19 protein-coding genes and 1 pseudogene are annotated in these 24,400 nt (G+C 72.4%); 10 read left to right on the top strand and 10 right to left on the bottom strand.

Annotated features, from left to right (window positions below; all coding sequences use genetic code 11):
• Positions 1-232: 232 nt before the first annotated feature.
• Positions 233-3,436 (bottom strand): tetratricopeptide repeat protein, encoded by a 3,204-nt coding sequence (locus ACIBA9_RS10220; protein ID WP_399361517.1) that lies wholly within the window; start codon positions 3,434-3,436, stop codon positions 233-235.
• 392 nt (positions 3,437-3,828) lie between these two features.
• On the opposite strand from ACIBA9_RS10220, the gene ACIBA9_RS10225 reads away from it, so the two are divergent.
• The gene (locus ACIBA9_RS10225; protein ID WP_399361519.1) at positions 3,829-5,862 is read left to right on the top strand and encodes a thioredoxin domain-containing protein; all 2,034 of its coding nucleotides are present in this window, start codon (positions 3,829-3,831) and stop codon (positions 5,860-5,862) included.
• A gap of 163 nt (positions 5,863-6,025) precedes the next feature.
• On the opposite strand, the gene ACIBA9_RS10230 is transcribed toward ACIBA9_RS10225, so the two are convergent.
• From ACIBA9_RS10230 to ACIBA9_RS10240, 3 genes are all read right to left on the bottom strand, one after another.
• Positions 6,026-6,757, bottom strand: coding sequence for a Mut7-C RNAse domain-containing protein (locus ACIBA9_RS10230; protein WP_399361521.1), 732 nt, complete (start codon positions 6,755-6,757; stop codon positions 6,026-6,028).
• 56 nt (positions 6,758-6,813) lie between these two features.
• Positions 6,814-7,455 carry a TetR/AcrR family transcriptional regulator gene (locus ACIBA9_RS10235; RefSeq protein ID WP_399361523.1) on the bottom strand — a complete coding sequence of 214 codons (642 nt, stop codon included), beginning with the start codon at positions 7,453-7,455 and terminating at the stop codon, positions 6,814-6,816.
• Positions 7,456-7,605: 150 nt separating this feature from the next.
• Positions 7,606-8,319 (bottom strand): hemolysin III family protein, encoded by a 714-nt coding sequence (locus tag ACIBA9_RS10240; RefSeq protein ID WP_399361525.1) that lies wholly within the window; start codon positions 8,317-8,319, stop codon positions 7,606-7,608.
• Positions 8,320-8,609: 290 nt separating this feature from the next.
• Between ACIBA9_RS10240 and ACIBA9_RS10245 the strand changes: the two genes are divergently transcribed.
• A complete protein-coding gene (locus ACIBA9_RS10245) occupies positions 8,610-10,433 on the top strand; it encodes a phosphoenolpyruvate carboxykinase (GTP) (protein ID WP_399361527.1) in 1,824 nt (607 codons plus the stop codon).
• A 269-nt stretch (positions 10,434-10,702) separates the two neighbouring features.
• Here the strand turns inward: ACIBA9_RS10245 and ACIBA9_RS10250 are convergent, their stop codons facing one another.
• Together ACIBA9_RS10250 and ACIBA9_RS10255 are read right to left on the bottom strand one after the other, a co-directional pair.
• Complete coding sequence (locus tag ACIBA9_RS10250; protein WP_399361529.1) at positions 10,703-11,122, bottom strand: hypothetical protein; 420 nt, start codon at positions 11,120-11,122, stop codon at positions 10,703-10,705.
• Between the two features lie 113 nt (positions 11,123-11,235).
• The gene (locus tag ACIBA9_RS10255) at positions 11,236-12,447 is read right to left on the bottom strand and encodes a pyridoxal phosphate-dependent aminotransferase (RefSeq protein WP_399362090.1); all 1,212 of its coding nucleotides are present in this window, start codon (positions 12,445-12,447) and stop codon (positions 11,236-11,238) included.
• A gap of 310 nt (positions 12,448-12,757) precedes the next feature.
• On the opposite strand from ACIBA9_RS10255, the gene ACIBA9_RS10260 reads away from it, so the two are divergent.
• On the top strand, positions 12,758-13,606 hold the full coding sequence (locus tag ACIBA9_RS10260; protein WP_399361531.1) for a serine protease: 849 nt from the start codon (positions 12,758-12,760) through the stop codon (positions 13,604-13,606).
• A 30-nt stretch (positions 13,607-13,636) separates the two neighbouring features.
• Here ACIBA9_RS10260 and ACIBA9_RS10265 read toward each other — a convergent pair whose 3' ends face one another.
• Both ACIBA9_RS10265 and ACIBA9_RS10270 read right to left on the bottom strand, forming a co-directional pair.
• Positions 13,637-15,262 carry an amidohydrolase family protein gene (locus ACIBA9_RS10265; protein ID WP_399361533.1) on the bottom strand — a complete coding sequence of 542 codons (1,626 nt, stop codon included), beginning with the start codon at positions 15,260-15,262 and terminating at the stop codon, positions 13,637-13,639.
• Positions 15,263-15,272: 10 nt separating this feature from the next.
• Positions 15,273-16,550, bottom strand: a complete 1,278-nt coding sequence (locus tag ACIBA9_RS10270) for an amino acid deaminase (RefSeq protein WP_399361535.1) — start codon at positions 16,548-16,550, stop codon at positions 15,273-15,275.
• Positions 16,551-16,698: 148 nt separating this feature from the next.
• Here ACIBA9_RS10270 and ACIBA9_RS10275 point away from each other — a divergent pair, with 148 nt between their 5' ends.
• The 5 genes from ACIBA9_RS10275 (at position 16,699) to ACIBA9_RS10295 (ending at position 21,383) form a co-directional block, all read left to right on the top strand.
• Positions 16,699-17,838, top strand: coding sequence for a sugar kinase (locus tag ACIBA9_RS10275; protein WP_399361537.1), 1,140 nt, complete (start codon positions 16,699-16,701; stop codon positions 17,836-17,838).
• On the top strand, positions 17,835-18,596 hold the full coding sequence (locus ACIBA9_RS10280) for an IclR family transcriptional regulator (RefSeq protein WP_399361539.1): 762 nt from the start codon (positions 17,835-17,837) through the stop codon (positions 18,594-18,596). Before ACIBA9_RS10275 ends, ACIBA9_RS10280 begins: the two co-directional genes overlap by 4 nt.
• Positions 18,593-19,003, top strand: coding sequence for a RidA family protein (locus ACIBA9_RS10285; protein WP_362154377.1), 411 nt, complete (start codon positions 18,593-18,595; stop codon positions 19,001-19,003). Before ACIBA9_RS10280 ends, ACIBA9_RS10285 begins: the two co-directional genes overlap by 4 nt.
• 115 nt (positions 19,004-19,118) lie before the next feature.
• Positions 19,119-20,594, top strand: coding sequence for a GntP family permease (locus ACIBA9_RS10290; RefSeq protein ID WP_399361542.1), 1,476 nt, complete (start codon positions 19,119-19,121; stop codon positions 20,592-20,594).
• Positions 20,595-20,669: 75 nt separating this feature from the next.
• Positions 20,670-21,383: a hypothetical protein gene (locus tag ACIBA9_RS10295; RefSeq protein ID WP_399361544.1), complete on the top strand. Its 714-nt coding sequence runs from the start codon at positions 20,670-20,672 to the stop codon at positions 21,381-21,383.
• 3 nt (positions 21,384-21,386) lie between these two features.
• Here the strand turns inward: ACIBA9_RS10295 and ACIBA9_RS10300 are convergent, their stop codons facing one another.
• Complete coding sequence (locus ACIBA9_RS10300) at positions 21,387-22,730, bottom strand: M14 family metallopeptidase (protein ID WP_399361546.1); 1,344 nt, start codon at positions 22,728-22,730, stop codon at positions 21,387-21,389.
• Positions 22,731-23,097: 367 nt separating this feature from the next.
• On the opposite strand from ACIBA9_RS10300, the gene ACIBA9_RS10305 reads away from it, so the two are divergent.
• A complete protein-coding gene (locus tag ACIBA9_RS10305) occupies positions 23,098-23,772 on the top strand; it encodes a hypothetical protein (protein ID WP_399361548.1) in 675 nt (224 codons plus the stop codon).
• A 76-nt stretch (positions 23,773-23,848) separates the two neighbouring features.
• Positions 23,849-24,073, top strand: a pseudogene (locus ACIBA9_RS10310) (phosphatase); the annotation flags it as partial.
• A gap of 61 nt (positions 24,074-24,134) precedes the next feature.
• On the opposite strand, the gene ACIBA9_RS10315 reads toward ACIBA9_RS10310, so the two are convergent.
• On the bottom strand, positions 24,135-24,326 hold the full coding sequence (locus ACIBA9_RS10315) for a DUF397 domain-containing protein (protein ID WP_399361550.1): 192 nt from the start codon (positions 24,324-24,326) through the stop codon (positions 24,135-24,137).
• Positions 24,327-24,400 lie beyond the last annotated feature (74 nt).

Genomic DNA, 24,400 nt, shown 5'->3' on the forward strand with positions numbered 1-24,400 from the left:
CGCAGGCCCGGCCGTCGCACCGGCCCTCCGAAGGCCGGCTGTCGGGCCGCGCCCGGCCGGCCGTAGGCCCCGCCTGTCGGCTCCATTCGGCCCCGTCGGCTCGATGGGGCCGGTTCCGCACGCCCCGCGGGCCGCGGCTCGCCGGAGCGGCGCACCGGCATGCCCGTACCCGTGGCCGTACCCGCTCACCGCGCCGACCGCACCCACCGCCGCGGCTCATACCTGCGCCCCCTCACCACTGCGCCCCGACCGTCACCCCCATCACCTCGCGGGCGTGCCGGCTGGGGGTCATGCCGAGCTGCCAGGCCTGCCAGCCCGCCTCCAGCTGGATGCCCCGCTCCAGCAGCAGGGCGTACGCCGGGGCGCAGTCGGTCAGCTTCTCGTCGCGCAGCGGATGCGCGGCGCGGGTCAGCCGGGCCAGCTCCTCCTGGGCGACCGCCGTGCCCACCTCCACCCCGCCCGGTGCCGCGTACGGCAGCAGCGTGCAGCGCAGGAACCGGGCCCAGTCCTCGCCACGCCGGTCCCCGTAGGACGTGAACAGGGCGAGTGCCTCGTCGCACAGGGCCAGCGCCTGCGGCGTACGGGCGTTGCCGGCGTCGACCACCGCCAGCTCCAGACAGGTCCAGGCCTCGCCGTGGGCGACGCCGATGCGCTGGAAGTCGGCGCGGGCGTCCACGAGCAGCTGACGGGCGAAGCCGGAGTTGCGCAGCGAGCCGGTCCGCGCGGCGCGCTGGTCGCGGGTGGCCCGCGCCGAGTGGTGGCGGGCGCAGGCCAGACCGTAGACGTCGCGCATCCGGGAGAACATCGTGCGGGACCGCTCCAGGTCGCGTACCGCCTGATCGAGCTCTCCGGACTCCTCCAGCGCCTGCCCCCGGTAGAACAGGGTCCACGCCTCGCCGCGCGCGTCCTCGTTCTCCCGGTGCCGGGCCGCCGCCTGCCCGAGGCTCTCCACGGCGGCCGAGGCGTCGCCGGCCACCAGCAGGGCCCGGGCCAGCTGGGTCAGCGCCCAGGCCTCACCCCGGGCGTCACGCGTACGGCCGTACCGCTCCAGGGCGGCCCGCAGCTCCGTCCGCGCGCGCGGTACGTCACCCAGGCGCAGCGCCAGCTGGCCGCGCTGGAAGTGGGCCCAGGCCTCGCCGTGCACCGAGCCGCCCTCGCGGTGCAGGGCCAGGGAGCGGGTGAGCAGATCCAGCGCCTCCGCGAGCCTGCCCCGGTCCCGCTGGACCGCGGCGAGAGCGTGCATGGTCCAGGCCCGGTCCGTGGCCAGCTCCGGCGCACCCTGTGCCTCCAGCGCCTCCTGGAGCCGGGCGGCCGCCTCGGTGAGGTTGCCCTGGTGGTGCAGGGTGATGCCGAGCGAGCACAGGGCGCGGGCCGCACCCGCGTCGTGGTGGGCCTCCCGGTACAGGTCGACCACCGAGGTCAGCGTGGTGCGCGCCTTGTCCAGCTCGCCCAGCTGCCGGGCCGCGATACCGGTGCGCCACTGCACCGAGCGCACCAGCAGCCCCTCGTCGACGGAGTGCGCCAGCTCGCTGATCTCGCCGAGCCGGTAGAGGTCGCCGCGCAGCAGGCAGTAGTCGCACAGGGCGCCGAGCAGGTTCAGCACCGAGGCCTGGTTCACGCCCTCCGCCTGGCGCAGGGCGGCGGTGATGAAGCTGGACTCGTCGTCCAGCCAGCGCAGCGCCTCGTCGAGGGAGGTGAAGCCGTGCGAGCCGAACCGGTTCGAGCGGGTCGACATGTTGCCGTCCACCAGCCGTAGCACCGACTCGGCCAGCTCCGCGTAGTTCGCGATGAGCCGTTCCTGAGCCGCCGCCCGCTCGGCGGGGTCCTCCTCGTCCGCCAGCCGGGCCTGGGCGAAGGCACGCACCAGGTCGTGCAGCCGGTACCGGTTGCCCCGCACATGGTCGATCAGCCCGGCGCGTGCGAGTGCCGCCAGATGCCGGCCGGCCTCGGTCTCGTCGGTGGCGAGCAGCGCGGCGGCCGCCGCGCCGCCCAGCGAGGCGCGGCCCGCGAGGGCCAGCCTTCGCAGCAGCCGGCGGGCGGGCTCGGGCTGATCGCCGTAGCGCAGCCACAGCACCCGTTCCACCGGTTCCACCGGGCCGTACGCGCCGAGGTCGGCGGCCAGCTGCCGGGGTGAGCGCGGGCCGAGCGCGGAGCCCGCGATCCGCAGCGCCAGCGGCAGCCCCCCGCACAACGCGCGGACCTGGCCGGCGGATTCGGCGTCGTACGGGCCCGGGTCGTCCTCGGCGGCGGCGCTCAGCAACTCCTCGGCGCCCGCCGCGTCCAGGGGTTCCACCGGCAGGTGGTGCACCCAGGCCGGGAGGTCCGCCGGCAGCTCCAGGGCGGTGCGGGCGGTGACCAGGACCAGACTGTCGGACCGTTCCGGCACCAGCGCCCGCACCTGCTCCGGATCCGACGCGTCGTCCAGGACGATCGTGACCGGCAGGCCCGTCAGATGCCGGTGGTACAGCTCGCCGAGCCGCTTGACCTGTTGGTCGGGGGAGGAGCGTTCCCGGAACAGCAGCTGCTCACGCGGCGCGCCCAGCCGGTTGAGCAGATGCAGCAGGGCGTCGCGGGTGGCCAGGGGAGCCTCCTCGCGGTTGTCGCCCCGCAGGTCCACGACCACCGCGCCCCGGAAGTGGTCGCGCAGCTCGTGTGCGGCGCGCACCGCGAGCGTCGTCCGGCCCGAACCGGACTCGCCGTGCAGGACGACCACCGTCGGCCGGGTCTCGGTGGCCACGCGGGCCGCCTGCGCCCACTGCCTGATCCGCCCCAGCTCCTGCCGTCGGCCCGCGAACGGCCCGTCGGGTTCGGGTAGTTGGCCGAACGACTGCTCCAGTACCGTGCGCCTGCGGGCCGCCGCGCTCTTGTCCGTGCCGCGCAGCACCGGACCGCCGCCCTTCTTCGGGCCGGTGGAGGCGCTGAGCATCCGCTGCTGGTCGAGGAACGGGCGGATGCCCCGCACCTCCAGCGCGGTCAGCCACTGCAACCGCAGCTGCTCCGGGCCGCCGGGCTGGCCGGCCCGGCCCGCGCGGTGATGCGCGGCCGGCAGATGCGACCCGGCCACCTTCACCACCGTCGCGGCGGCGCCCACCGCGCCCGCGACGGCACCGGCGCCCACGGCCGTGCCCGCGCCGGTGCCGAAGGACAGGTCCGCCACCGCGGCGGCCAGGGCGGTGACGGCGGCGGTCAGCAGGGCGGTGCCGGCACCCTCACGGGCGTAGCGCTGCCCGAAGGTCAGTCGGCCGGCCTCCGACTCGTCCAGGGCGCGGACGTAGGCCTCGTACTCCTCGCGGGCCGGCTCCGCCAGCGCGTCCAGCGCGGCGCGCGCCCGGGACAGCAGCGACTGACCGTCGTCGCGTCCGCCCGAGCGCCGTACCTCCTCCTCCACGGCCCGCGCCACCAGCCGCTCGGCCTCCGCCCGATGGTCGTCCCGCATGTCCCGTCCCCCTCCGGCGACAACTCCCTTGCCGCCCAGTGTCCTTCGGGGAGGGCGCGAACGCGAGGGGTGGTGATCCGTGAGCCGCCGGGGCGGCGCGCACAGGTCACGGGATGCCGCTGTCCGTCGCCCGCCTGCCGCGCTCGACACCGAACGCGTCCGGGGCTTCGTCGCCACCGGGCCGTGGGCGCTCCCGGGGACGTGGCCGGCCTGCTGGGCCTGGCGGTCCGGATCGTGCGACGGATGCCGGTATGAATCGACTGGCTGACTCCCAGTCGGGGAAGGGAAGGAGCCGCCCACCACGTAATGGCGCATCGGCGCGATTCGGCCAAGCGAGGCGGGCTCGTCAGTGTTTCGCCGGTCGCGGCGGACGCTGTGAGAGGCTGGGTCGTATGAACCGGTTGGCTGGTGTGACCTCGCCTTATCTGCTTCAGCATGCCGACAATCCGGTCGACTGGTGGCCGTGGGGACCTGAGGCGTTCGAGGAAGCAAAACGGCGTGATGTACCCGTCCTGCTGTCGGTCGGCTACTCCGCGTGCCACTGGTGTCATGTGATGGCCCACGAGTCCTTCGAGGACCAGGCCACCGCCGACTACCTCAACGAGCACTTCGTCAGCGTCAAGGTCGACCGCGAGGAACGCCCCGATGTCGACGCCGTCTACATGGAGGCCGTCCAGGCGGCCACCGGGCAGGGCGGCTGGCCGATGACCGTGTTCCTCACCCCGGACGCCGAGCCGTTCTACTTCGGCACCTACTTCCCGCCCGCCCCCCGGCACGGCATGCCCTCCTTCCGGCAGGTGCTGGAGGGTGTCGAGCAGGCCTGGAGCACCCGGCGCGACGAGGTCGGCGAGGTCGCCGGGAAGATCGTGCGCGATCTCGCCCAGCGGGAGATCGGCCACCAGGGCGCGCGGCCGCCCGGCGAGCAGGAACTCGCCCAGGCCCTGCTCGGCCTCACCCGCGAGTACGACCCGCAGCGCGGCGGGTTCGGCGGGGCACCGAAGTTCCCGCCGTCCATGGTGCTGGAGTTCCTGCTGCGCCACCACGCCCGCACCGGCGCCGAGGGTGCCCTGCAGATGGCGCGGGACACCTGTGAGCGTATGGCCCGCGGCGGCCTCTACGACCAGCTCGGCGGCGGCTTCGCCCGCTACTCCGTGGACCGTGACTGGGTCGTGCCGCACTTCGAGAAGATGCTCTACGACAACGCCCTGCTCTGCCGCGTCTACGCGCACCTGTGGCGGGCCACCGGCTCCGACCTGGCCCGGCGGGTCGCCCTGGAGACCGCCGACTTCCTGATGCGTGAACTGCGCACGCCGGAGGGCGGGTTCGCCTCGGCGCTGGACGCCGACAGCGACGACGGCACGGGCCGCAGCGTCGAGGGGGCGTACTACGTCTGGCGGCCGGAGCAGCTGACCGCCGTCCTCGGCGAGGACGACGGCCGGCTCGCCGCCCGGTACTTCGGGGTGACCGACGAGGGCACCTTCGAGCACGGCCAGTCGGTCCTGCAACTTCCGCAGAGCGACGGCGTGTTCGACGCCCAGAGGATCGAGTCCGTCAGGAGCCGGCTGCTCGCCGCGCGGGCCGGGCGTCCCGCACCCGGCCGGGACGACAAGGTCGTCGCCGCCTGGAACGGCCTCGCCATCGCCGCGCTCGCCGAGACCGGCGCCTACTTCGACCGGCCCGACCTGGTCGAGGCCGCCCTCGGGGCCGCCGACCTCCTCGTCCGGGTACACCTCGACGAGCACGCCCGTCTCGCCCGGACCAGCAGGGACGGCCGGGTCGGCCCCAACGCGGGCGTCCTGGAGGACTACGCCGACGTCGCCGAGGGCTTCCTCGCGCTCGCCTCCGTCACCGGGGAGGGTGTCTGGCTGGACTTCGCGGGGCTCCTCCTCGACCAGGTGCTGACCCGCTTCGCCGACCCGGAGACCGGCGCCCTGTTCGACACCGCCTCCGACGCCGAACAGCTGATCCGCCGGCCCCAGGACCCCACCGACAACGCCACCCCGTCCGGCTGGAGCGCCGCCGCGGCCGCCCTGCTGGGCTACGCCGCCCACACCGGCTCCGCATCCCACCGCACGGCCGCCGAGCGGGCCCTGGGCATCGTCGGCGCGCTCGGTCCGCGGGTGCCCCGGTTCGTCGGCTGGGGGCTCGCCGCCGCCGAGGCCCTGCTCGACGGGCCGCGTGAGGTGGCGGTCGTCGGACCGGCGAAGGACGACGAGCGGACGGCGGCCCTGCACCGCACGGCACTGCTGGGCAACGCTCCGGGTGCGGTGGTGGCGTACGGCACCCCGGACGGCGAGGAGTTCCCACTGCTCGCCGACCGCGCCCTCGTCGACGGCGCGCCGACCGCCTACGTCTGCCGCAACTTCGTCTGCGATCTGCCGGTGACGGACCCGGCGGCCCTGAAGGCGAGACTGGACGCCCGCTGACGGCGGCCTCGGCCGCGGGGGAGGGGGCTCCCGGGAGCCACCGCGGCCGAGGACCGGCGGGACCGGCGGGACCGGCAGGACCGGCGGCGACCGGGAGTTCCCGGGCGCTCCACCGCGGCAGCACGGCCCGGGCGCCGGTCACGCCCGTGATCGGCGCCGGTGCTCAACCGCCCTGGGTGCGCATGCCCAACGCCCGCTCCACGACCGCCTCCAGCTGTTCGTGGTGAGCGCCCTTCCAGTACGCGCGCCCGCAGGACGTGCACCGGGCGAAGACGTCGTAGGCGCGCTGCGTGCCACCCTTGAGCTGGTCGGCGACCTCCTCCTTGGTGGCCTCGGTCAGCAGGCCGTTGCAGGCGGTGCACCGGGTCCACGGGCGCAGGTCGGGGGCGAACCGGTCGAGGATGTCATCGAGCTGGTCCTCGGGGCGGGTGCTGTAGACGAAGGCGCCCGCCCACAGCTCGCGGCGGCGCAGCAGGCCCCGGTCGCGGCTGAGCATGACCCGTTTCTCCGCGGCCGAGCGGGCGGCGAGCGCCGGGTCGCCGATGTCGGTCGACTCGTAGGCGGCGTCCACGCCGAGGAGGCGCAGCCGGCGGGCGAGGGTGCCGAGGTGGACGTCGAGGAGGAAGCGGAGCGGGGCGCCGGGCACGCGCTGCGGCCGCCGGACCGGCCGGACGCTGACGTGTTCGCCCGCCCGTGGCACGTGCGAGGGTGGGGCCTCGCGGCCGTCCACCATCAGGGTGCCGACCTCGGTGAGCGGGACGCCGAGGGATTCCACGACATGACCGAGGGTCGCGACGCCGTCCGTGGTGAGTCCGGTGACGGCGGAGCGCCGGGCGGCGGGCACGAACACGTGCAGCGCGGGGGCGACTTCGACGTGGATCTCGGGTCCGTTCACCCCGTCAGGATGACACGGACCCCGACGCGGTCCGAGGCGTTTTGGTGGCAGCGGCCTCAGGAGCCCTCGGCGGGCAGACCGTGTTCCAGGACGTCCAGGGCCCGGTCGACGAGGTCGCGCGGCTCGCCCTCGAAGCCGTTCTCCGCCCAGTACAGGGAGACCTCCGTCAGACAGCCGAGGAGCGCGGTCGCGTAAATCCGGACCTCCAGGCTCTCGGGGTCGCGGCCGGTGCGTTCGGCGAGGGCCGGCCGCAGCAGGCGCCCGGTCTCCGACACGCTCTCGAACATCCGGGAGCGGACGGCGGGAACCTGGGCGCCGAGACGCGCCCGCAGGCGCAGCACCTCGGGTTTCTCCTCGCTGGACTCCATGGCCTGGGCCAGCACGTGCCGCAGCGAGTCCGTCCAGGGTTCGTCCGCGGGCCGCCCGCGCAGCTCCGCGAGCATCGAGGGGCCGTACGCGTCCGGCAGGACGATGTCCTCCTTGGCCGGGAAGTAGCGGAAGACGGTGGACTGCGACACCTCGGCCCGGCCGGCGATCTGCTCGATCGTCGTCGCCTCGTACCCCTGCTCCTCGATCAGCGCGTACGCGGCCGCGCGGATGGCCTCGCGGGTCTTGGTCTTCTTGCGTTCCCGCAGTCCGAGGCGGGAACGGCCGGCGGGGGAGACGGCGGGGGAGGAGGAGGGTCGAGCGGGTGTCATGGGGGTCATTCTCCGCCACCGGGGGCAAACGGGAACCGTTACGGGGGCACGGGAACCGCCACCGGGGGCGGACGAGAAACGGCCACGGCAGGGGAGCCGTGGCCGGGGAGCGCGTGGAACGGGAGGAGGGCAGGACGGGGGGCGACGGCTCTACGCGTGCTGGTAGGCCACCAGCGAGATGCCGACGTAGTGGACGGCGAACGCGGCGAGGGTGAGGGAGTGGAAGACCTCGTGGAAACCGAACCAACGCGGTGACGGATTCGGCCGCTTGATGCCGTAGACGACGCCACCGGCGCTGTAGAGCAGACCGCCGACGACCACCAGGACCAGGACGGCGATGCCGCCGGTGCGCATGAAGTCGGGCAGGAAGAAGACGGCCGCCCAGCCCATCGCGATGTAGCAGGGCGTGTAGAGCCAGCGCGGGGCGCCGACCCAGAAGACACGGAAGACGATGCCGGCCGCGGCCGCGCCCCAGACCCCCCACAGCAGCCACCGGCCCTTGCCGTCCGGCAGCAGCAGCATGGTCAGCGGGGTGTAGGTGCCCGCGATGATCAGGAAGATGTTGGCGTGGTCGAGGCGGCGCAGGATGCCGTCCATCCGGGGGCTCCAGTTCCCCCGGTGGTACAGCGCGCTGACGCCGAAGAGCAGACAGGCCGTCAGGACGTAGATGCCGCAGGCGATGCGGCCTCTGGTCGAGTGGGCGAGTGCGGTGAGCACGAGGCCGGCGATGAGTACGGCCGGGAACATGCCCAGGTGCAGCCAGCCACGGAGCCTGGGCTTGACCGGGTGCGGCAGGGATAGCGCGACCGGACCGCGGCCGTCGGCCGGCGGGTCCGTGGGCGCGTCGGAGGCGGACGCAGTCATGGGCGCATGGTACCGACGCCGCCGTAGGTCGTTCATCAACGCCCGGTCGAGAACGGCCCCGGATGGCCCGTCGGGCAAAAAGTCTTTCACCTGAACCCAACGTGTACGCAAAGAATCACGGAAACCGTGGGATTCCTCACGCCGCTCACCTGTGATGCCCTCTGGACAGATGGGCACTAAACTCGGATGATCAAATGAGTGCGGTCGGCACCGGATGAGCGGCTACGAAGCGTCCGGGCCGCGGCCCCCACGGGGCGAACAAGACAAAAATCCCTCATTTAGGAGCAATCGTGGCGCGCGACATCGCGGCTCCCACCGGCGTCCCCACCAAGCACCAGGAACTGATCTCGTGGGTAAACGAGATCGCCGAACTGACCCAGCCGGACAGTGTGGTCTGGTGCGACGGCTCCGAGGCCGAGTACGAGCGGCTGTGCGAAGAGCTCGTCGCGAAGGGCACCTTCACCAAGCTCGACCCGGTCAAGCGCCCGCACTCGTACTACGCCGCCTCCGACCCGACCGACGTCGCGCGCGTCGAGGACCGGACCTTCATCTGCTCCGAGAAGGAGGCGGACGCGGGCCCCACGAACCACTGGAAGGCCCCCGCCGAGATGCGGGAGATCTTCGCCGGTGACCAGGGCCTGTTCCGCGGCTCCATGCGCGGCCGCACGATGTACGTCGTCCCGTTCTGCATGGGCCCGCTCGGCTCCCCGCTGTCCGCGCTCGGTGTGGAGATCACCGACTCCGCCTACGTCGCCGTCTCCATGCGCACCATGACGCGCATGGGCCGGGCCGTCCTGGACGAGCTGGGCGAGGACGGTTTCTTCGTCAAGGCCGTCCACACGCTCGGCGCCCCGCTGGAGGAGGGCCAGGAGGACGTTCCGTGGCCGTGCAACTCCACCAAGTACATCTCGCACTTCCCCGAGGACCGCGAGATCTGGTCCTACGGCTCCGGCTACGGCGGCAACGCCCTGCTCGGCAAGAAGTGCTACGCCCTGCGCATCGCCTCCGTCATGGCCCGCGACGAGGGCTGGCTGGCCGAGCACATGCTGATCCTGAAGCTCACCCCGCCGCAGGGCGAGTCGAAGTACGTCGCCGCCGCCTTCCCGAGCGCCTGCGGCAAGACCAACCTCGCCATGCTGGAGCCCACGGTCTCCGGCTGGAGCGTCGAGACCATCGGCGACGACATCGCCTGGATGCGCTTCGGCGAGGACGGCCGCCTCTACGCGATCAACCCCGAGGCCGGCTTCTTCGGCGTGGCACCCGGCACCGGTGAGCACACCAACGCCAACGCCATGAAGACCCTGTGGGGCAACGCGGTCTTCACCAACGTCGCGCTCACCGACGACGGCGACGTCTGGTGGGAGGGCATGACCGAGGAGTCGCCCGCCCATCTGACCGACTGGAAGGGCAACGACTGGACGCCGGCCTCCGAGACCCCGGCCGCCCATCCCAACGCCCGCTTCACCGTCCCCGCCGCACAGTGCCCGATCATCGCGCCCGAGTGGGAGGACCCCAAGGGCGTGCCCATCTCGGCGATCCTCTTCGGCGGCCGCCGCGCCAGTGCCGTGCCGCTGGTGACCGAGTCCTTCGACTGGAACCACGGCGTCTTCCTGGGTGCCAACGTGGCCTCGGAGAAGACCGCCGCCGCCGAGGGCAAGGTCGGCGAGCTGCGCCGCGACCCGTTCGCCATGCTGCCGTTCTGCGGCTACAACATGGGCGACTACATGGGCCACTGGGTCGACGTGGCCAAGGGCCGGGACCAGTCCAAGCTGCCGAAGATCTACTACGTCAACTGGTTCCGCAAGAACGACTCGGGCAAGTTCGTCTGGCCGGGCTTCGGCGAGAACAGCCGGGTCCTGAAGTGGATCGTGGAGCGCCTCGACGGCAAGGCCGAGGGCGTCGAGACCCCGATCGGGATCCTGCCGACGCGGGACGCACTGGACACCAACGGCCTCGACCTGGCCGACTCCGACCTGGACTTCCTGCTCACGGTCGACAAGGAGATCTGGCGCGAGGAGGCCGCCCTCGTCCCCGAGCACCTGAACACCTTCGGCGACCACACCCCGAAGGAGCTGTGGGACCAGTACCGCGCGCTCGTCGAGCGCCTGGGCTGAGGCCCGCCGCACCCGAAGACCCCACGGCCGGCCCGGATGTGCCCTGACCAGCGATCGTCACGGCCGGCCGTGGTGCCGACACGAAGGCCCCGCACGCTGTGCGGGGCCTTCGCCGTCCACGGCGGCAGGGTGCGGGCGCCCGGGGGCCGGATCGGCCCCGGAGCCGCGCTGCGCGGCCGTCCGGGGGCGGACGCCGTGTTTGTGGCGCCCGGTCCGCGCGTCTCTTCGGGTGCGCGCGGACCGGGGCCGTTTCGGGGACCCCTGCGGGGTCAGTGGGAGGCGCTGAGTTCCTGCGGCCTGGACAGCGCGGCACCGTGCGCGTCCATCCGCTCGGCGGAGAGGATCGCCGCCGAGGTGTCGGCGCGGGAGGCGGCGACGACCAGCGCGCGCCCGGCGAGGGCGTGCGCACGGCGGTGCAGGGCGGCGCTGTCACCGGCGGCCGCCGGTGCCGTACGCAGGGGCGGGCGCCCTCCCCGCAGGCGGCTCACCTCGCCGGCCAGACGGTCCGCGGCCTTGTCGAGGTCCACGGACGTCAGCAGGGCGCGCAGCTCGTCGGTGACCGCGAGCAGGGCGGAGAGATGTCCGGCGAGCTGGATGTCCAGCTCCTCCTCGCGTGACCGGTGGGGGAAGTCGGAGGGGGTGCCGGCCATCGTGCTGTGGACCGACTTGGTGCGGATCGGCTCGTACATCGGGATGGCCTCCTGTGCTCTGACAGGAAACCATCCTAGCTTGGATTCCGTCTAAAGTTGAGTCGGCTCACGGATCGCGGTCCGCCGGCCCCGATCCGCTACGGCCGGCCGTGCTACGGCTGGCCGTAACCGTCCAGGAAGTTCCCGATGCGGGTCACCGCGTCCCTGAGGTCCACGACCGACGGCAGGGTCACCACGCGGAAGTGGTCCGGCTCCGGCCAGTTGAAGCCCGTGCCCTGGACGACCATGATCTTCTCCTGGCGGAGCAGGTCCAGGACCAGCTGCCGGTCGTCCTTGATCTTGAACACCCGGGGGTCCAGGCGCGGGAAGAGGTACAGCGCGCCCTTGGGTCGTACGCAGCTCACACCCGGGATCTGCGTCAGCAGCTCGTAGGCGGTGTCCGCCTGCTCCTTGAGCCGGCCGCCCGGAAGCACCAGGTCGTTGATCGTCTGGCGTCCGCTGAGCGCGGCGACCACGCCGTGCTGGCCGGGCATGTTGGCGCACAGCCGCATGTTGGCCAGGATCGTCAGGCCCTCGATGTAGGAGTCGGCGTGGGCGCGCGGGCCGGAGATCGACATCCAGCCGACGCGGTAGCCGGCCACCCGGTAGGCCTTCGACATGCCGTTGAAGGTGAGGGTGAGCAGGTCCGGGGCGACCTTCGCGGTCGGGGTGTGGGTGGCGCCGTCGTAGAGGATCTTGTCGTAGATCTCGTCGGAGCAGACCAGCAGGTTGTGCCGGCGGGCGATGTCCGTCAGCCCCTTGAGCATGGCCTCGTCGTAGACCGCGCCCGTGGGGTTGTTCGGGTTGATGATCACGATCGCCTTGGTGCGGTCGGTGACCTTGCGCTCGATGTCGGCGAGGTCGGGCATCCAGTCGGACTGCTCGTCGCAGCGGTAGTGCACCGCCGTGCCGCCGGACAGGGAGACGGCCGCCGTCCACAGCGGGTAGTCCGGCGCGGGGACGAGCACCTCGTCGCCGTCGTCCAGCAGGCCCTGCATGGCCATCACGATCAGCTCGGAGACGCCGTTGCCGATGAAGACGTGCTCGACGTCCGTCTCGATGCCGAGGGTCTGGTTGTGCATGACGACCGCGCGGCGGGCGGCCAGCAGGCCCTTGGCGTCGCCGTAGCCGTGCGCGGTGGAGACGTTGCGGAGGATGTCCTCCAGGATCTCCGGCGGGCACTCGAAGCCGAAGGCGGCGGGGTTGCCGGTGTTGAGCTTCAGGATGCGGTGACCGGCCGCCTCCAGCCGCATCGCCTCCTCGAGCACCGGGCCCCGGATCTCGTAACAGACGTTGGCGAGCTTCGTCGACTGGATCACCTGCATGCCCGCGAGCTTACGGGCCGCCACGCCCTCCCGGGCCGTGTTTTCCGACACGTGAGACGGGAGTTTTGCCCGGATATCGACATGTGCCGCCCGGGGGGCCGCGCGGCCTCCGGCGGTCGATGCCGTGTCCACCGAACGCGGGTGCGGGCGCGGCGTCCGTGGGGGCTCGCCCGGCCGGCCCGCACAGGGAAACCCCTATGACCTGATCCGGCTCCTTGTTCACACCCCTCCACGCATTGAGAATGCGCATGACAACCAAAGGGCGGCCGGAACGTGTCCGGTCGCCCAAGTCGTAAGAGGGGACCCCCACATGAACAAGCCTCTCCTTGCCGCGCTCTCCTCCCTGGCGATAGCCGGACTGGGCGCGACCCCCGCGGTCGCCGCGCCGCACACCGCGGCCAAGGTCGCCGCCAAGCCCGCCGCGGTGACCGTCAACTTCGCCGGTACCGTCTCGCTCAGCAACTGCTCCGGCTCGGTCATCCGCTTCCCCAACTCCGCGGACACCGACCCGGCGCTCGTACTCACCAACGGCCACTGCCTGGAGACCGGCTTCCCCGCGCCGGGCGAGGTCATCACCGGCCAGTCCTCCAGTCGCTCCTTCGGACTGTTGAACGCCTCCGGCAGCAAGGTCGCCACGCTCCGCGCCAACCAGGTCGTCTACTCGACCATGACGGACACGGACGTCACGATCTACCGCACCACCACCACGTACGCGGCGATCCGGAGTTCCTACGGCATCAGCCCGCTCACCGTGCAGGACACGCACCCGACCGCCGGCAGCGCCATCAAGGTCGTCTCCGGCTACTGGAAGCGGACCTACAGCTGCAACGTCGACGGTTTCGTGTACCGGCTGAAGGAGGGCGACTGGACCTGGAAGGACTCCCTGCGCTACACCTCCGCCTGTAACACCATCGGCGGCACCTCCGGCTCCCCGGTCATCGACACCGCCACCGGCAAGGTCGTCGCCGTCAACAACACGGGCAACGAGGACGGCGAGCGCTGCACCGAGAACAACCCGTGCGAGGTGGACGCCAACGGCAACGTGACGGTCCGCCAGGGCATCAACTACGCCGAGGAGACCTACATCATCCCGGCCTGCTTCACCACCGGCAACAAGCTCGACCTCAACGCCGCCGGCTGCACCCTGCCCAAGCCGTAGGCGCGGCCGCGGGCACGGCGGGGCGGGTGGTCACACCGGGGTACGACGGACCGCCCGCCCCGCCAGCACGTCCGTGCGCCTTCCGTCCTCGATCACGAACCGGCCGTCGATCAGGACGTGCGGGATGCCGGTCGGCAGGGTGCGGGGCTCGGCGAAACCGGCGCCGGCCGCCACCGTCCGCGGGTCGAAGAGCACCAGGTCGGCCCGGTACCCCTCGCGCACCAGTCCGCGGTCCGGCAGGCGCAGCCGGGCCGCGGGCCGGCCGGTGAGGCGGGCCACGCACTCCTCCAGCGTCAGCACCCCCAACTCCCGCACGTAGTGCCCGAGATAGCGCGGGAAGGTGCCGTACGCGCGCGGATGCGGCTTGGCGCCCTGGAGGATGCCGTCGGAGCCGCCGGTGTGGGCCCGGTGGCGCATGATCGCGCGGACGTTCTCCTCGTGCCCGACGTGCTGCAGGATCGTCGTGCCGAGCCGGTCCCCGACCAGCAGACGGCGGGCGGTCGTCCAGGGGCTCTCGCCGCGCATATCCGCCGCCTCGCGGACCGTACGGCCCACCAGGTCGCCGAGCGCGGGGTCGCGCACACCGGAGATCTCGATCGTCTCCCACTCCACCGGCACGCCGTGGCAGCCGTCCGAACCGGTCACCTCCAGGTCGTGCCGGATGCGCTCGGCCGTCGGCGGATCGGTGAGCCGCGCCAGGACCCTCTCCGGGCCGCCCTCGCTCGCCCAGCTCGGCAGCAGCGCGGCCAGCGTGGTGCAGCCGGGGGTGTAGGGGTAGGTGTCCAGCGTGATGTCCGCGCCCGCGTCCAGGGCGTCGTCGAGCAGGGCGAGCAGCTCGGGCGCCCGGCCCTCGTTCACCCCGAAGTTCATCGTCGCGTGCGCCAGGTGCAGCGGACAGCCGGCCTCACGCGTGAGGGCCACCATCTCGGCGTACGCCTCCAGGGCGCCGGCGCCGTAGGAGCGGTGGTGCGGGCAGTAGTAGCCGCCGTACCGGGCCACCACCCGGCACAGCTCGGTCAGTTCGGCGTCCCCGGCGTACATGCCGGGCGTGTAGGTGAGCCCCGAGGACAGTCCGACCGCGCCCTGCTCCAGCCCCTGCGCCACCAGTCGCCGCATCCGCTCCAGCTCCTCGGGGCCGGCCGCGCGGTCCTCCCAGCCGACGGCGAGCGCGCGGACCGTGCCCTGCGGGACCAGGTAGGCGGCGTTCACGGCGATCCCGCGGCCCTCGAAGCCGTGGTCCAGCCGGTCCAGGTACTCGCCGACCGTGCGCCAGGTGAAGTCGATGTCGTCGCCGTACCCGTTCCAGCCGGTGATCGCCCGCCGCACCTCCTCCAGCGTGCCGTCGTCCACCGGGGCGTACGACAGCCCGTCCTGCCCGATCACCTCCAGCGTGACCCCCTGCGCGGCCTTCGCGCTGTGGTCGGGGTCGCGCAGCAGGGCGAGGTCGGAGTGGGCGTGCATGTCGATGAAGCCGGGGGAGAGGACCAGGCCCTCCGCGTCCAGCTCCCTTATGGCGCGCGGCCGTTGGCAGCCGGCGCCGGCCGCCTCCTTGACGATCGAGACGATCCGGCCGCCGTCGAGCACGACGTCGGCGCGGTAGGAGTCCGCGCCGCTGCCGTCGACGACGTCGGCGTCCCGGATGACCAGGTCCTCCACGCGGGCCCTCCTAGAAGAACGTACGGATGTAGTCGACGACCGTTCCGTCCGCCTCGGCGACCGGGATCAGCTGCCACTTGTCGAACGACGTGCACGGGTGGGACAGGCCGAGGCCGATCCAGTCGCCCACCTCCAGGTCCGCCTCCGCCGTGGTGCGCAGCCAGGCGTGCTGGTCGGACAGGCCGGTCACGCCGACCCCGGCGGCCGGGCGCTCGGTGCCGTCCCGGCGGATCACCTGGGCGTCGGGCAGGTCCAGGTCGTAGGCCGCGTCGCGCTTGCCCGCGTTGGCGAAGGCCTGCTCGGGCGAGGGGCGGGACACCACCTGGGCCCACAGCCGGAAGGCGGGCTCCAGGGCGCCCTCCTCGGGGACGCGGGCGAACGGGGTGAGCCGGCGGTAGTGCCCGTCGTCGTGCGAGACGTAAGCGCCCGAGCGCAGCAGCTTCAGGACGGGCAGCGACAGCCCGGGGATCTCGGCGAACACGTCGGCCACCGCGTCGAACCAGGCGCTGCCGCCCGCGCTCACCACGATCTCCTCCGCCTCGCCGAACCGTCCGCGCTTGTCGAGGTCGGCGGCCAGCGCCGTGAGCCGGCGCAGATAGGCCGTCACCCGCTCCGGGTCGGCCCGCGGCACCTCGCCCTCGTACCCCGCGACCCCCACGAGCCGCAGCGTCGGTACGGCGGCCACGGCGTCGGCGACGGCGGCGCACTCGGCCTCGGTGCGCACCCCGGTACGTGCGCCCTCGCCCGCCGCCAGCTCCACCACCACGTCCACCGGGCGGCTCGCGCCGCGCAGGGCGGCGTCCATCAGCTCCACCCCGCGCACGGAGTCGACGTAGCAGACGAACCGGAACTCCGGATCGGCGGCCAGCTCACCGGCGATCCAGCGCAGCGCGGAGGCGTCCACCAGTTCGTTGGCGAGGAAGACCCGCTGGACACCGAACGCCCGGGCGACGCGCACCTGGTGGGGCACCGCCAGGGTGATACCCCAGGCGCCGCGCTCGATCTGGCGCCGGAAGAGCTGCGGGGCCATGGAGGTCTTGCCGTGCGGGGCGAAGGCGAGGCCGTGCCGGGCGGCGTACGTATCCATCAGCGCCAGGTTGTGCTCCAGGCGCTCGGCGGACAGGACGAGGACGGGGGTGGTGAAGCCGTCCGTGAACAGGTTGCGGCGCAGACCGGCCAGCTCGGCGACGGTGAGGCCCCAGGAGTCCGGCGGGAGGCCCTTGAAGCGGTGGTCGACCCGTTCCTCGGCGAGGCGGGCGAGCGCCTCGGTGCCGGTGTCCTGAGCCATCTGAGCCTCCTGATCAGGTGTGTTGCAAGTACTGCAACACCCATTGCGTATGTCGCTTACAGCTGTCTAACATCTCGGCCAACACGGGGTCAATGAAGCCGCCGCCCGGCGGACCCCACCCCGGAACCGACGAGGAGCCCCCACCATCGTGACCGCCGAAGGCCATCCGAGCGCCGCCCCCGAGGTCGTCGAGGTCGTCGCGCTCGGCGAGTCCATGGTCACCTTCCTGCCCAGCCGCCCCGGCCGCCTCGCCGACGTCCCGTCCTTCCGGCGGGCCATCGGCGGCGCCGAGTCCAACGTGGCCTGCGTGCTGGCGGCGGCCGGACACACCGCCCGCTGGGTGAGCCGGGTGGGCGCCGACGGGTTCGGGCAGCACCTGGTGGAGCGGATCGCCGGGTACGGCGTCGACACCGGCGCCGTACGCACCGACCCGGATCGGCCCACCGGCATCTACTTCCGCACCGCGGCCGACCGGGCCACCGACGCCCACGAGGTGGCCTACTACCGGGCCGGCTCCGCCGCCTCCGCGATGGCGGTGGACACCATGGACCTGGCCGCGGCACGGGCGGGCCGCGTCCTGCACCTGTCCGGCATCACGGCGGCGCTGTCGGCGCCGTGCCTGGAGCTGATGCGCGAACTGACCGCGCCCCGGCACGGCCGTCCGCTGATCTCCTTCGACGTCAACCACCGGCCCGCGCTGTGGCGCGACGCCGACGGACCGCAGGTCCTGCTGGAACTGGCCCGCCGCGCCGACATCGTGTTCGTCGGCGACGACGAGGCGCGCGACGCCTGGGGCCTGCACGGCCCCCGCGCCATCGTCGAAGCACTGCCCGAGCCGGGCACCGTCGTCGTCAAACAGGGCGGGGGCGGAGCGACCGTGTTCGCCCGGGACACCGGCCCGGCGCCGGACGGGCAGGGCGCGGGTGGAGGCGGGGGTGGAGTCGCCGCCTCCGCCCCGGACACCCGCCAGGCACGGGACGCCGGCGGCACCGCTACGTTCGTCCGCCCCCCGCGGGTGGACGTCGTCTCCCACATCGGTGCCGGGGACGCCTTCGCCGCCGGGTTCCTCTCCGCCACCCTGCGCGGCCTGTCCGTCAAAGACCGCCTCCGGCACGGCCACCTCTTCGCCGCCGCCGCCCTCACCGCCCCCGGCGACCTGGCCGCACCCCCCACGCGCGGCCACGCCGACCGCCTGGCCGCCCTGGACGACACGGCATGGGGGAGACTTCGACTCGGCCCCGGCTGGACGCAAGCCGAGCGGGCCACCGAGGAGGCGAACACCCCATGAGTCAGACCGTCGACCGCGCCCTGAGCATCCTGCCGCTGCTCGCCGAGGGCCCCGCCGACCTCGGCCAGGTCGCCGACCGTCTGGGCGTGCACAAGTCCACGGCGCTGCGCCTCCTGCGCACCCTGCACGAGCACGGCCTGGTGTACCGCCAGTCCGACCAGCGCTACCGCCTCGGCGCCCGCCTGTTCGCCCTCGCCCAGGAGGCGATGGAGAACCTCGACATCCGCGAGATCGCCCACCCGCACCTGGTCCGCCTGAACGAGCAGTGCGGACACACCGTGCACCTCGCCGTGCACGAGGAGGGCGAGGTCCTGTACATCGACAAGGTCGAGAGCCGCTACCCCGTGCGCATGTACTCGCGCATCGGCAAACCGGTGGCCATCACCGTCGCCGCCGTGGCCAAACTCCTCCTTGCCGACCTGCCCGAAGCCGAGCGCCGCGCCCTCGCGGACACCCTCGACTACCCCCTCTACACGGCCCGTTCCACCGCCAACGCGCCCGCCTTCCTGCGGGAGCTGGAGCAGGTGCGCGAACAGGGCTGGGCCACCGACCTCGGTGGCCACGAGGAGTCCATCAACTGCGTCGCGGCACCCATCCGCGGCGCCGACGGCCGGGTGGTCGCCGCGATGTCGGTGTCCGCGCCCAACGTCGTCGTCACCGCCGAGGAACTCCTCACCCTGCTCCCGCTGGTGCGCCGTACGGCGGACGCGATCAGCGGCGAGTACTCCGGCAGAACACCAGTAAGGGACCCCGCATGACCGACAAGACCGCGCTCACCCCGAAGACCCACACCACTCCGCCCGCGAAGTTCTCCCACGGGGTGCGCAAGGGCAACATCCTCCAGGTCGCCGGCCAGGTCGGCTTCCTGCCCGCAGAGGAAGGCAAGGCCCCCACACCGGCCGGCCCCACCCTGCGCGAGCAGACCCTGCAGACCCTCGCCAACGTGAAGGCGATCCTCGAAGAGGGCGGCGCGGGCTGGGACGACGTGATGATGATCCGCGTCTATCTGACCGACGTGGACCACTTCGCCGAGATGAACGACATCTACAACACCTACTTCGAGGAGCAGGGCCTCACCCAGCCCCCCGCCGCCCGTACGACGGTCTACGTCGGACTGCCGGCCGGCCTCCTCATCGAGATCGACGCGCTCGCCGTACTCGGCTGAGCCGCCGGCCCTCCCTCTCCACCCGCACCACGCACACGGCACGGCACCCCACGGGGCGCCGTGCCGCGCTCCCCCCTGCCCGAAAGCACGATGCACTTACAAAGAGGCCCCCCGTATGTCCCTCCCGCTCGCCGCGGCCGCCCCCGCCGCCCCGCCCCACACCGGCGGTCTGCTCCTGCTGATCGACGGCACCCCCGGACTGCTCATCGTCGCCGGGCTCGGCATAGCCCTGCTGCTCTTCCTGATCATCAAGGTCAGACTCCAGCCCTTCGTGGCCCTCCTCGCCGTCTCCATAGCCGTCGGCCTGCTGGCCGGCCTCTCGGTCACCGAACTCTTCGGCACCGTCCAGCGCTCCGACGCCGTCTCCACCATCGAGTCCGGCATGGGCGGCATCCTCGGTCACGTCGCGATCATCATCGGCCTGGGCACCATGCTCGGCGCGATCCTGGAGGTGAGCGGCGGCGCGGAGGTCCTCGCCTCGCGCCTGCTGACCCTCTTCGGCGAACGCCGGGCCCCTCTCGCCATGGGCCTGACCGGCCTGATCTTCGGCATCCCGGTCTTCTTCGACGTGGGCATCTTCGTCCTCGCCCCGCTCGTCTACGCGGCCGCCAAGCGCGGCGGCAAGTCGATCCTCCTCTACTGCCTGCCGCTCCTCGCGGGCCTGTCCATGACCCACGCCTTCCTGCCGCCGCACCCCGGCCCGGTCGCCGCCGCCGGACTGCTGCACGTCCAGCTCGGCTGGGTCATCCTCATGGGCGTCGTCTGCGGCATCCCGGCCGTGCTCGCCGCGTGGGCGTACGCCGCCTGGATCGGCAAGCGGATCTTCGTCGCCGTACCGCAGGACATGGTGGAGGCGGCCGAGGAGGCCAGGCGGGCGGTGGTGGCCGAACAGCGCGCCCAGGGAGTGGAGCCGCGGGAGAAGCCGGTGCCGCTCGGCACGGTGCTCGCGATCATCGGCACGCCCCTGATCCTGATCCTCGCCGCCACCTTCTCCTCGATCGCCCTGGACCCGTCCCCCGGCCGCTCGGTCCTGGAGTTCCTCGGCCACCCCTTCGTCGCCCTGACCATCGCCCTGCTGCTCGCCTACTACTTGCTCGGCATCCGGCGCGGCTGGTCCCGCAAGTCCCTGGAGGCGGTGTCCACGTCCTCCCTCAAGCCGGTCGGCAACATCCTGCTGGTGGTGGGCGCGGGCGGCGTCTTCGGCGCCGTACTGAAGGCGAGCGGGGTCGCCCAGGCGCTCTCGGACACCTTCCACGGCGTGGGCCTGCCGGTGATCGTCCTCGCGTATCTGATCTCCCTGGTCCTGCGGGTCGCCCAGGGCTCGGCGACGGTCGCGATCGTGACGACGGCGGGCATCGTCGCCCCGCTCCTCGCCGAGGGCCACCACTCCCAGGCCTTCGTGGCTCTCGTCATCATGGCGATCTCGGCCGGCTCCATCTTCGCCTCGCACGTCAACGACGGCGGCTTCTGGATGGTGGCCAAGTACTTCGGCATCAGCGAGCGCGACACCCTGAGGACGTGGACGGTCCTGGAGTCGGTGTTGTCCGTGGCGGGGTTCGCGGTGGCGGCGGTGGTGAGCCTGTTCGTGTAGGCGGCGCACCGGTGTTGCCGAAGTGATGGGCGGGCTGACTGGTTCCGGCACAGGAATGTCGTCCATACTGCCGCCGTGGAGCAGCGCATAGGATCGAACAGCAAGCCGTCCGAGGGCGAGCCGTTGAAGCCTGGGCCGACGGAGGCCGAGCCGTCACAGCCCGAGCTGCGGAAGGCGGAGCCGGTGAAGGCGGGTTCGGCGAACGCCGGGTCGGCCGCGACCGGGTCGGCCGACGCCGGTTCGGTGAAAGCCGAGTCCGTGAAGGCCAAGTCGGTCACGGTCGCGCCCGTGAAGGCCGAGCCCGTGACGGGGGCCGGTTTCGACCCGGCCTTCATCCCCGGCATCACGACTCCGGCTCCGGCGCGGGACGCGGGAGCGGAGACGGCCGCGGGAGCGGAGACGGCCGCGGGAGCGGAGACGGCCGCTCGGCCGGCGGAGCGGGAGGAGCCGGCGGAATCGGTGGAGCCGGTGGAGTCGGTGGAGTCGGCGGACGGCGAGGAGGCGGCCGAAGGCCCCGTCTTCGAGGCCGCCGACCGCCGCGCGAGGATAGTGGCCGACCGCAAGGGCGTCCGCCTCAGCCTCGACGAGGAGTCCTGCGAATTCCGCTGGGACGAGATCGCCGCGATCGAGACGGAGTCGCCCCGCTTCGGCAAGCGCTTCACGATCACCGTGCACACCCCGGAGCGCCGCTGGTACCCGATCGAGATCGAGGCGCCGGCCAGGGCGCGCTTCGAGGACTGGGAGTCGGAGCTGGACGCCGTACTGGACGCCTACTTCCAGGAGGCCTGACCGTCAGCTGCAGTACTGGGCGGCCTTGCCGATCGCCCGGTACATGCAGTCGGCGTTCTCCAGCAGCTGCAACACCGCGTCCCTGTTACGGGAGGTCTCCCGCTCGATCACCTCGTCGGGCGGGTAGAACCCTCCGTCCCAGGCGGACGTCGGGTACATCTCGAAGGTGTAGTCGAAGATCTTCTGCGTCCCCCACAGGTAGTCGTCGATGGATCCGTCGGTGATGTACAGGTCGCTGGACTGCTCCGCCGTGTACCCGTTGCTGGCGGCCATCTTCTGCCCCACGGCCTTGTACGCGGCGGCGTCGTCCGCGGTCATCCCCGTGGTGGTGTCGTCGTACGTCCACCCGAACGGCCACAGCACCAGCTCGCTGTAGGTGTGGAAGTCGATCCCGGCCTTGATCTGCTGCCTGCCCCCGACGACCCGGCTGCGCACGAAGTCGGCGACGACCTTCACCTCGGGCGCGGACTCGGGGGACGCCCCGCGATAGGTCTCGGACGACTTGGAGCCCGACGACCCGCCGCAGCAGCCCCACTTGTAGTCCCAGTTCCGGTTGAGATCGGTCCCGACGTACGACGAACCGGGGTTGGGCTGCCGGTTCTTCCGCCACGACCGGTACGAACCGGTGGCGATGTCGTACTCGCCGCCGTCCGGGTTCAGATCCGGGACGATCCATATCTCGCGGCTGTTGACGATGTTCGTGATCCGGGAGTCGGTGCCGTATCCCGCGCCCAGCTCGCGCAGCAGATACAGCGCCATCTCCACGGTCAGATGCTCACGGGCGTGCTGGTGGGCGGTGAACAGCACCTCGGGCTCGTCCTCGTCGGTGCCGACGTTGTCGCTGACCTTGATCGCGACGATGTCCCGCCCCTGGTACGACTTCCCGATCACCCGCTTGCTCATGATGCCCGGGTAGGCGGCGATCCGCTGGTCGATCTCGGCGTTCATCTCGGCGTAGTTGTGGTACTTCGAGTCGGAGGTCGGGAAGTCGCGCAGCCGCTGCCCGGGCCGCTGCGGGGCGGCACCCAGCGGGCTGACGTCGTACCCGAGCCGCCGCAGCTCGCGGATCTGGGCCGCCCGCCCGGACACGACGACGGTCTCCTCGTCGGCCTCGTCCACGGTGACGCCGGCGGCCTGGATGGCCGTACGGGTCACGGGGGTGGTGCTCTGGTGGATCTCGTACTGCCCTATGCCGTCCCCGGCGGGCGCGGCCTTGCGGGCGCTGTCGGCGCTGGCCTGGCCGACGGTGGCCGAGAGAGGGGCGGCGAGGGCCAGGGCCACCAGCGCGCCGAGGGCGGCGGTACGTCTGTTGGCGCGCGCGCCTGAGCCGCGGATACGAAGTCGCATGAACGCTCCTTGTGGGTGGAGGTGGGGTGTTCCATTGCGACGTGCGGGGTGCGGACCCGCCGGGACCGTTTCGTGGGGCTCCCTGTGGGCCCGCTGTGCGGGGTTGGCGTCATGGTGAGCCGCTGGCATGAACAGGTCAACACCGCGGGCGGCCGTTGGCGCGAACCGTTCGCCGACCGCGCACACCGGCGGCCCGAGGTCACCGCCCGTCCTCCCCCTGACCGCGTCACATGATCCGTGCCTGGTGACGGTCATGTCCGCAGTCGGTGACGAGGAACGTTCCAGTGCTGTGGTGCGGGCGGGGCGTTGCTACGGTCCCCACCGACGCGGCCGTCCGGGCCGCACTCGACCAGGGGGGACGACCCACATGAATGCCGACCGCCTCAGACCTGCCGTCATCGCCTGCGCGGCCGTCGCACTGGCCGCGGCGCTCACCGCGTGCCAGGGCAACGACTCCACCACCGGCGCCGACGCCACATCGAGCGCCTCCGCGAAGCCCGGCTCGACGCCGGGCACGTCCGGCGGCGGCAAGGGCGGCTCCACGGCGACGGCGGGGCCGGGCGCGGGGAGTTCGGGCGCGGGCAGTTCGGGCGCGGGGGGCGCCGGAACGCCTGCGGCGAAGCCCGCGTCCAAGACCACCGGGCCGGCCGGTACCACGGCCCCGGTCACCGGCTGTGCCACGAAGGCGCCGGACCCGGACCACGCCGACCCCGACGAGATCGTCGTCAACCGCGCCGAGGAACTCCCCGCCGGCACCGGCAAGGTGAATCTGGTCATCCAGCACGGGGCCTGGGGCTGCCCCGACAAGGAGACCGACGGCAGGCCATTCCTCACCGACGGCGAGGACAGCCGCTGGGCCCTCGACCAGGCCGCGTACGTCACCGCCACCAACCCCATCACCAGCAGCAGCAAGAACCAGCGCATCGGCGTCCAGGAACTGATCGACTGGCTCGACGCCCACCCCGACGCGGGCCTGGTGTTCAAGTACGAGACGGGCGACGACGGCGCGATCCACAGCCTGCAACAGGTGTACGCGCCCTGACCGCGGCACGGCCGACGGCTGCCCGGCACTCGTCCGGCCGGCGCCCTTGCCTGATCACCTGGCGACCAGTGGATCCATGCGTCGTGCCCGTACGAGATACGTCCTGTTCGATGTCGACGGCACGTTGATGGACGCGGACGAGGTCCGCCGAGTGGCCCTGCGGACGCGGCCGACGGAGACGTTCGCACAGGTCGCCGCGGACCGCGATCCGCGCGAGTGCCTGGCGGCGCTGCACGAGCTGGAGGACGAGGACGTACGGTCCGGTGTCTATGCGGCCTTCGACGGCGCGGCGGAGCTGCTGCACCGCCACTTCGGGAGCCTGCGTGCTGCGGTGCCGCACATCGTGGCCTTCGCCACCGGCGTCAACGGCCTGCTTCCTTGAGGGCTTCGACGAAGCGGCTGAAGGAGACGGTGGGGAAGGTGAGGGTGGCCCGGGCGGGGGATTTGGAGTCACGGACGGCTATGTGAGTGTCCAGGTGGGCGACTTCGACGCAGGCATTGCCTTCACCGCCTCCGGAGAAGGGCGACTTCCGCCATGTGCACGGCCTGGTCATGGTGGGCCTCACAGCTCCTCGGTCAGCTTGTGGATGAAGTCACGGGAACTCCCCGGTTCGAGTGACACCGCTTC

Origin of the sequence: Streptomyces sp. NPDC051452, from assembly GCF_044454765.1 — a bacterium.
Lineage (GTDB): Bacteria > Actinomycetota > Actinomycetes > Streptomycetales > Streptomycetaceae > Streptomyces.

Excerpts from the sequence above, each read along its gene's own strand:
- ACIBA9_RS10305 (WP_399361548.1), top strand. The coding sequence starts at position 23,098 with ATGAATGCCGACCGCCTCAGACCTGCCGTCATCGCCTGCGCGGCCGTC.
- ACIBA9_RS10235 (WP_399361523.1), bottom strand. The coding sequence starts at position 7,455 with ATGACACCCGCTCGACCCTCCTCCTCCCCCGCCGTCTCCCCCGCCGGC.
- ACIBA9_RS10260 (WP_399361531.1), top strand. The coding sequence starts at position 12,758 with ATGAACAAGCCTCTCCTTGCCGCGCTCTCCTCCCTGGCGATAGCCGGA.
- ACIBA9_RS10250 (WP_399361529.1), bottom strand. The coding sequence starts at position 11,122 with ATGTACGAGCCGATCCGCACCAAGTCGGTCCACAGCACGATGGCCGGC.
- ACIBA9_RS10300 (WP_399361546.1), bottom strand. The coding sequence starts at position 22,730 with ATGCGACTTCGTATCCGCGGCTCAGGCGCGCGCGCCAACAGACGTACC.
- ACIBA9_RS10270 (WP_399361535.1), bottom strand. The coding sequence starts at position 16,550 with ATGGCTCAGGACACCGGCACCGAGGCGCTCGCCCGCCTCGCCGAGGAA.
- ACIBA9_RS10225 (WP_399361519.1), top strand. The coding sequence starts at position 3,829 with ATGAACCGGTTGGCTGGTGTGACCTCGCCTTATCTGCTTCAGCATGCC.
- ACIBA9_RS10240 (WP_399361525.1), bottom strand. The coding sequence starts at position 8,319 with ATGACTGCGTCCGCCTCCGACGCGCCCACGGACCCGCCGGCCGACGGC.
- ACIBA9_RS10220 (WP_399361517.1), bottom strand. The coding sequence starts at position 3,436 with ATGCGGGACGACCATCGGGCGGAGGCCGAGCGGCTGGTGGCGCGGGCC.
- ACIBA9_RS10280 (WP_399361539.1), top strand. The coding sequence starts at position 17,835 with ATGAGTCAGACCGTCGACCGCGCCCTGAGCATCCTGCCGCTGCTCGCC.
- ACIBA9_RS10290 (WP_399361542.1), top strand. The coding sequence starts at position 19,119 with ATGTCCCTCCCGCTCGCCGCGGCCGCCCCCGCCGCCCCGCCCCACACC.
- ACIBA9_RS10255 (WP_399362090.1), bottom strand. The coding sequence starts at position 12,447 with ATGCAGGTGATCCAGTCGACGAAGCTCGCCAACGTCTGTTACGAGATC.
- ACIBA9_RS10285 (WP_362154377.1), top strand. The coding sequence starts at position 18,593 with ATGACCGACAAGACCGCGCTCACCCCGAAGACCCACACCACTCCGCCC.
- ACIBA9_RS10315 (WP_399361550.1), bottom strand. The coding sequence starts at position 24,326 with ATGACCAGGCCGTGCACATGGCGGAAGTCGCCCTTCTCCGGAGGCGGT.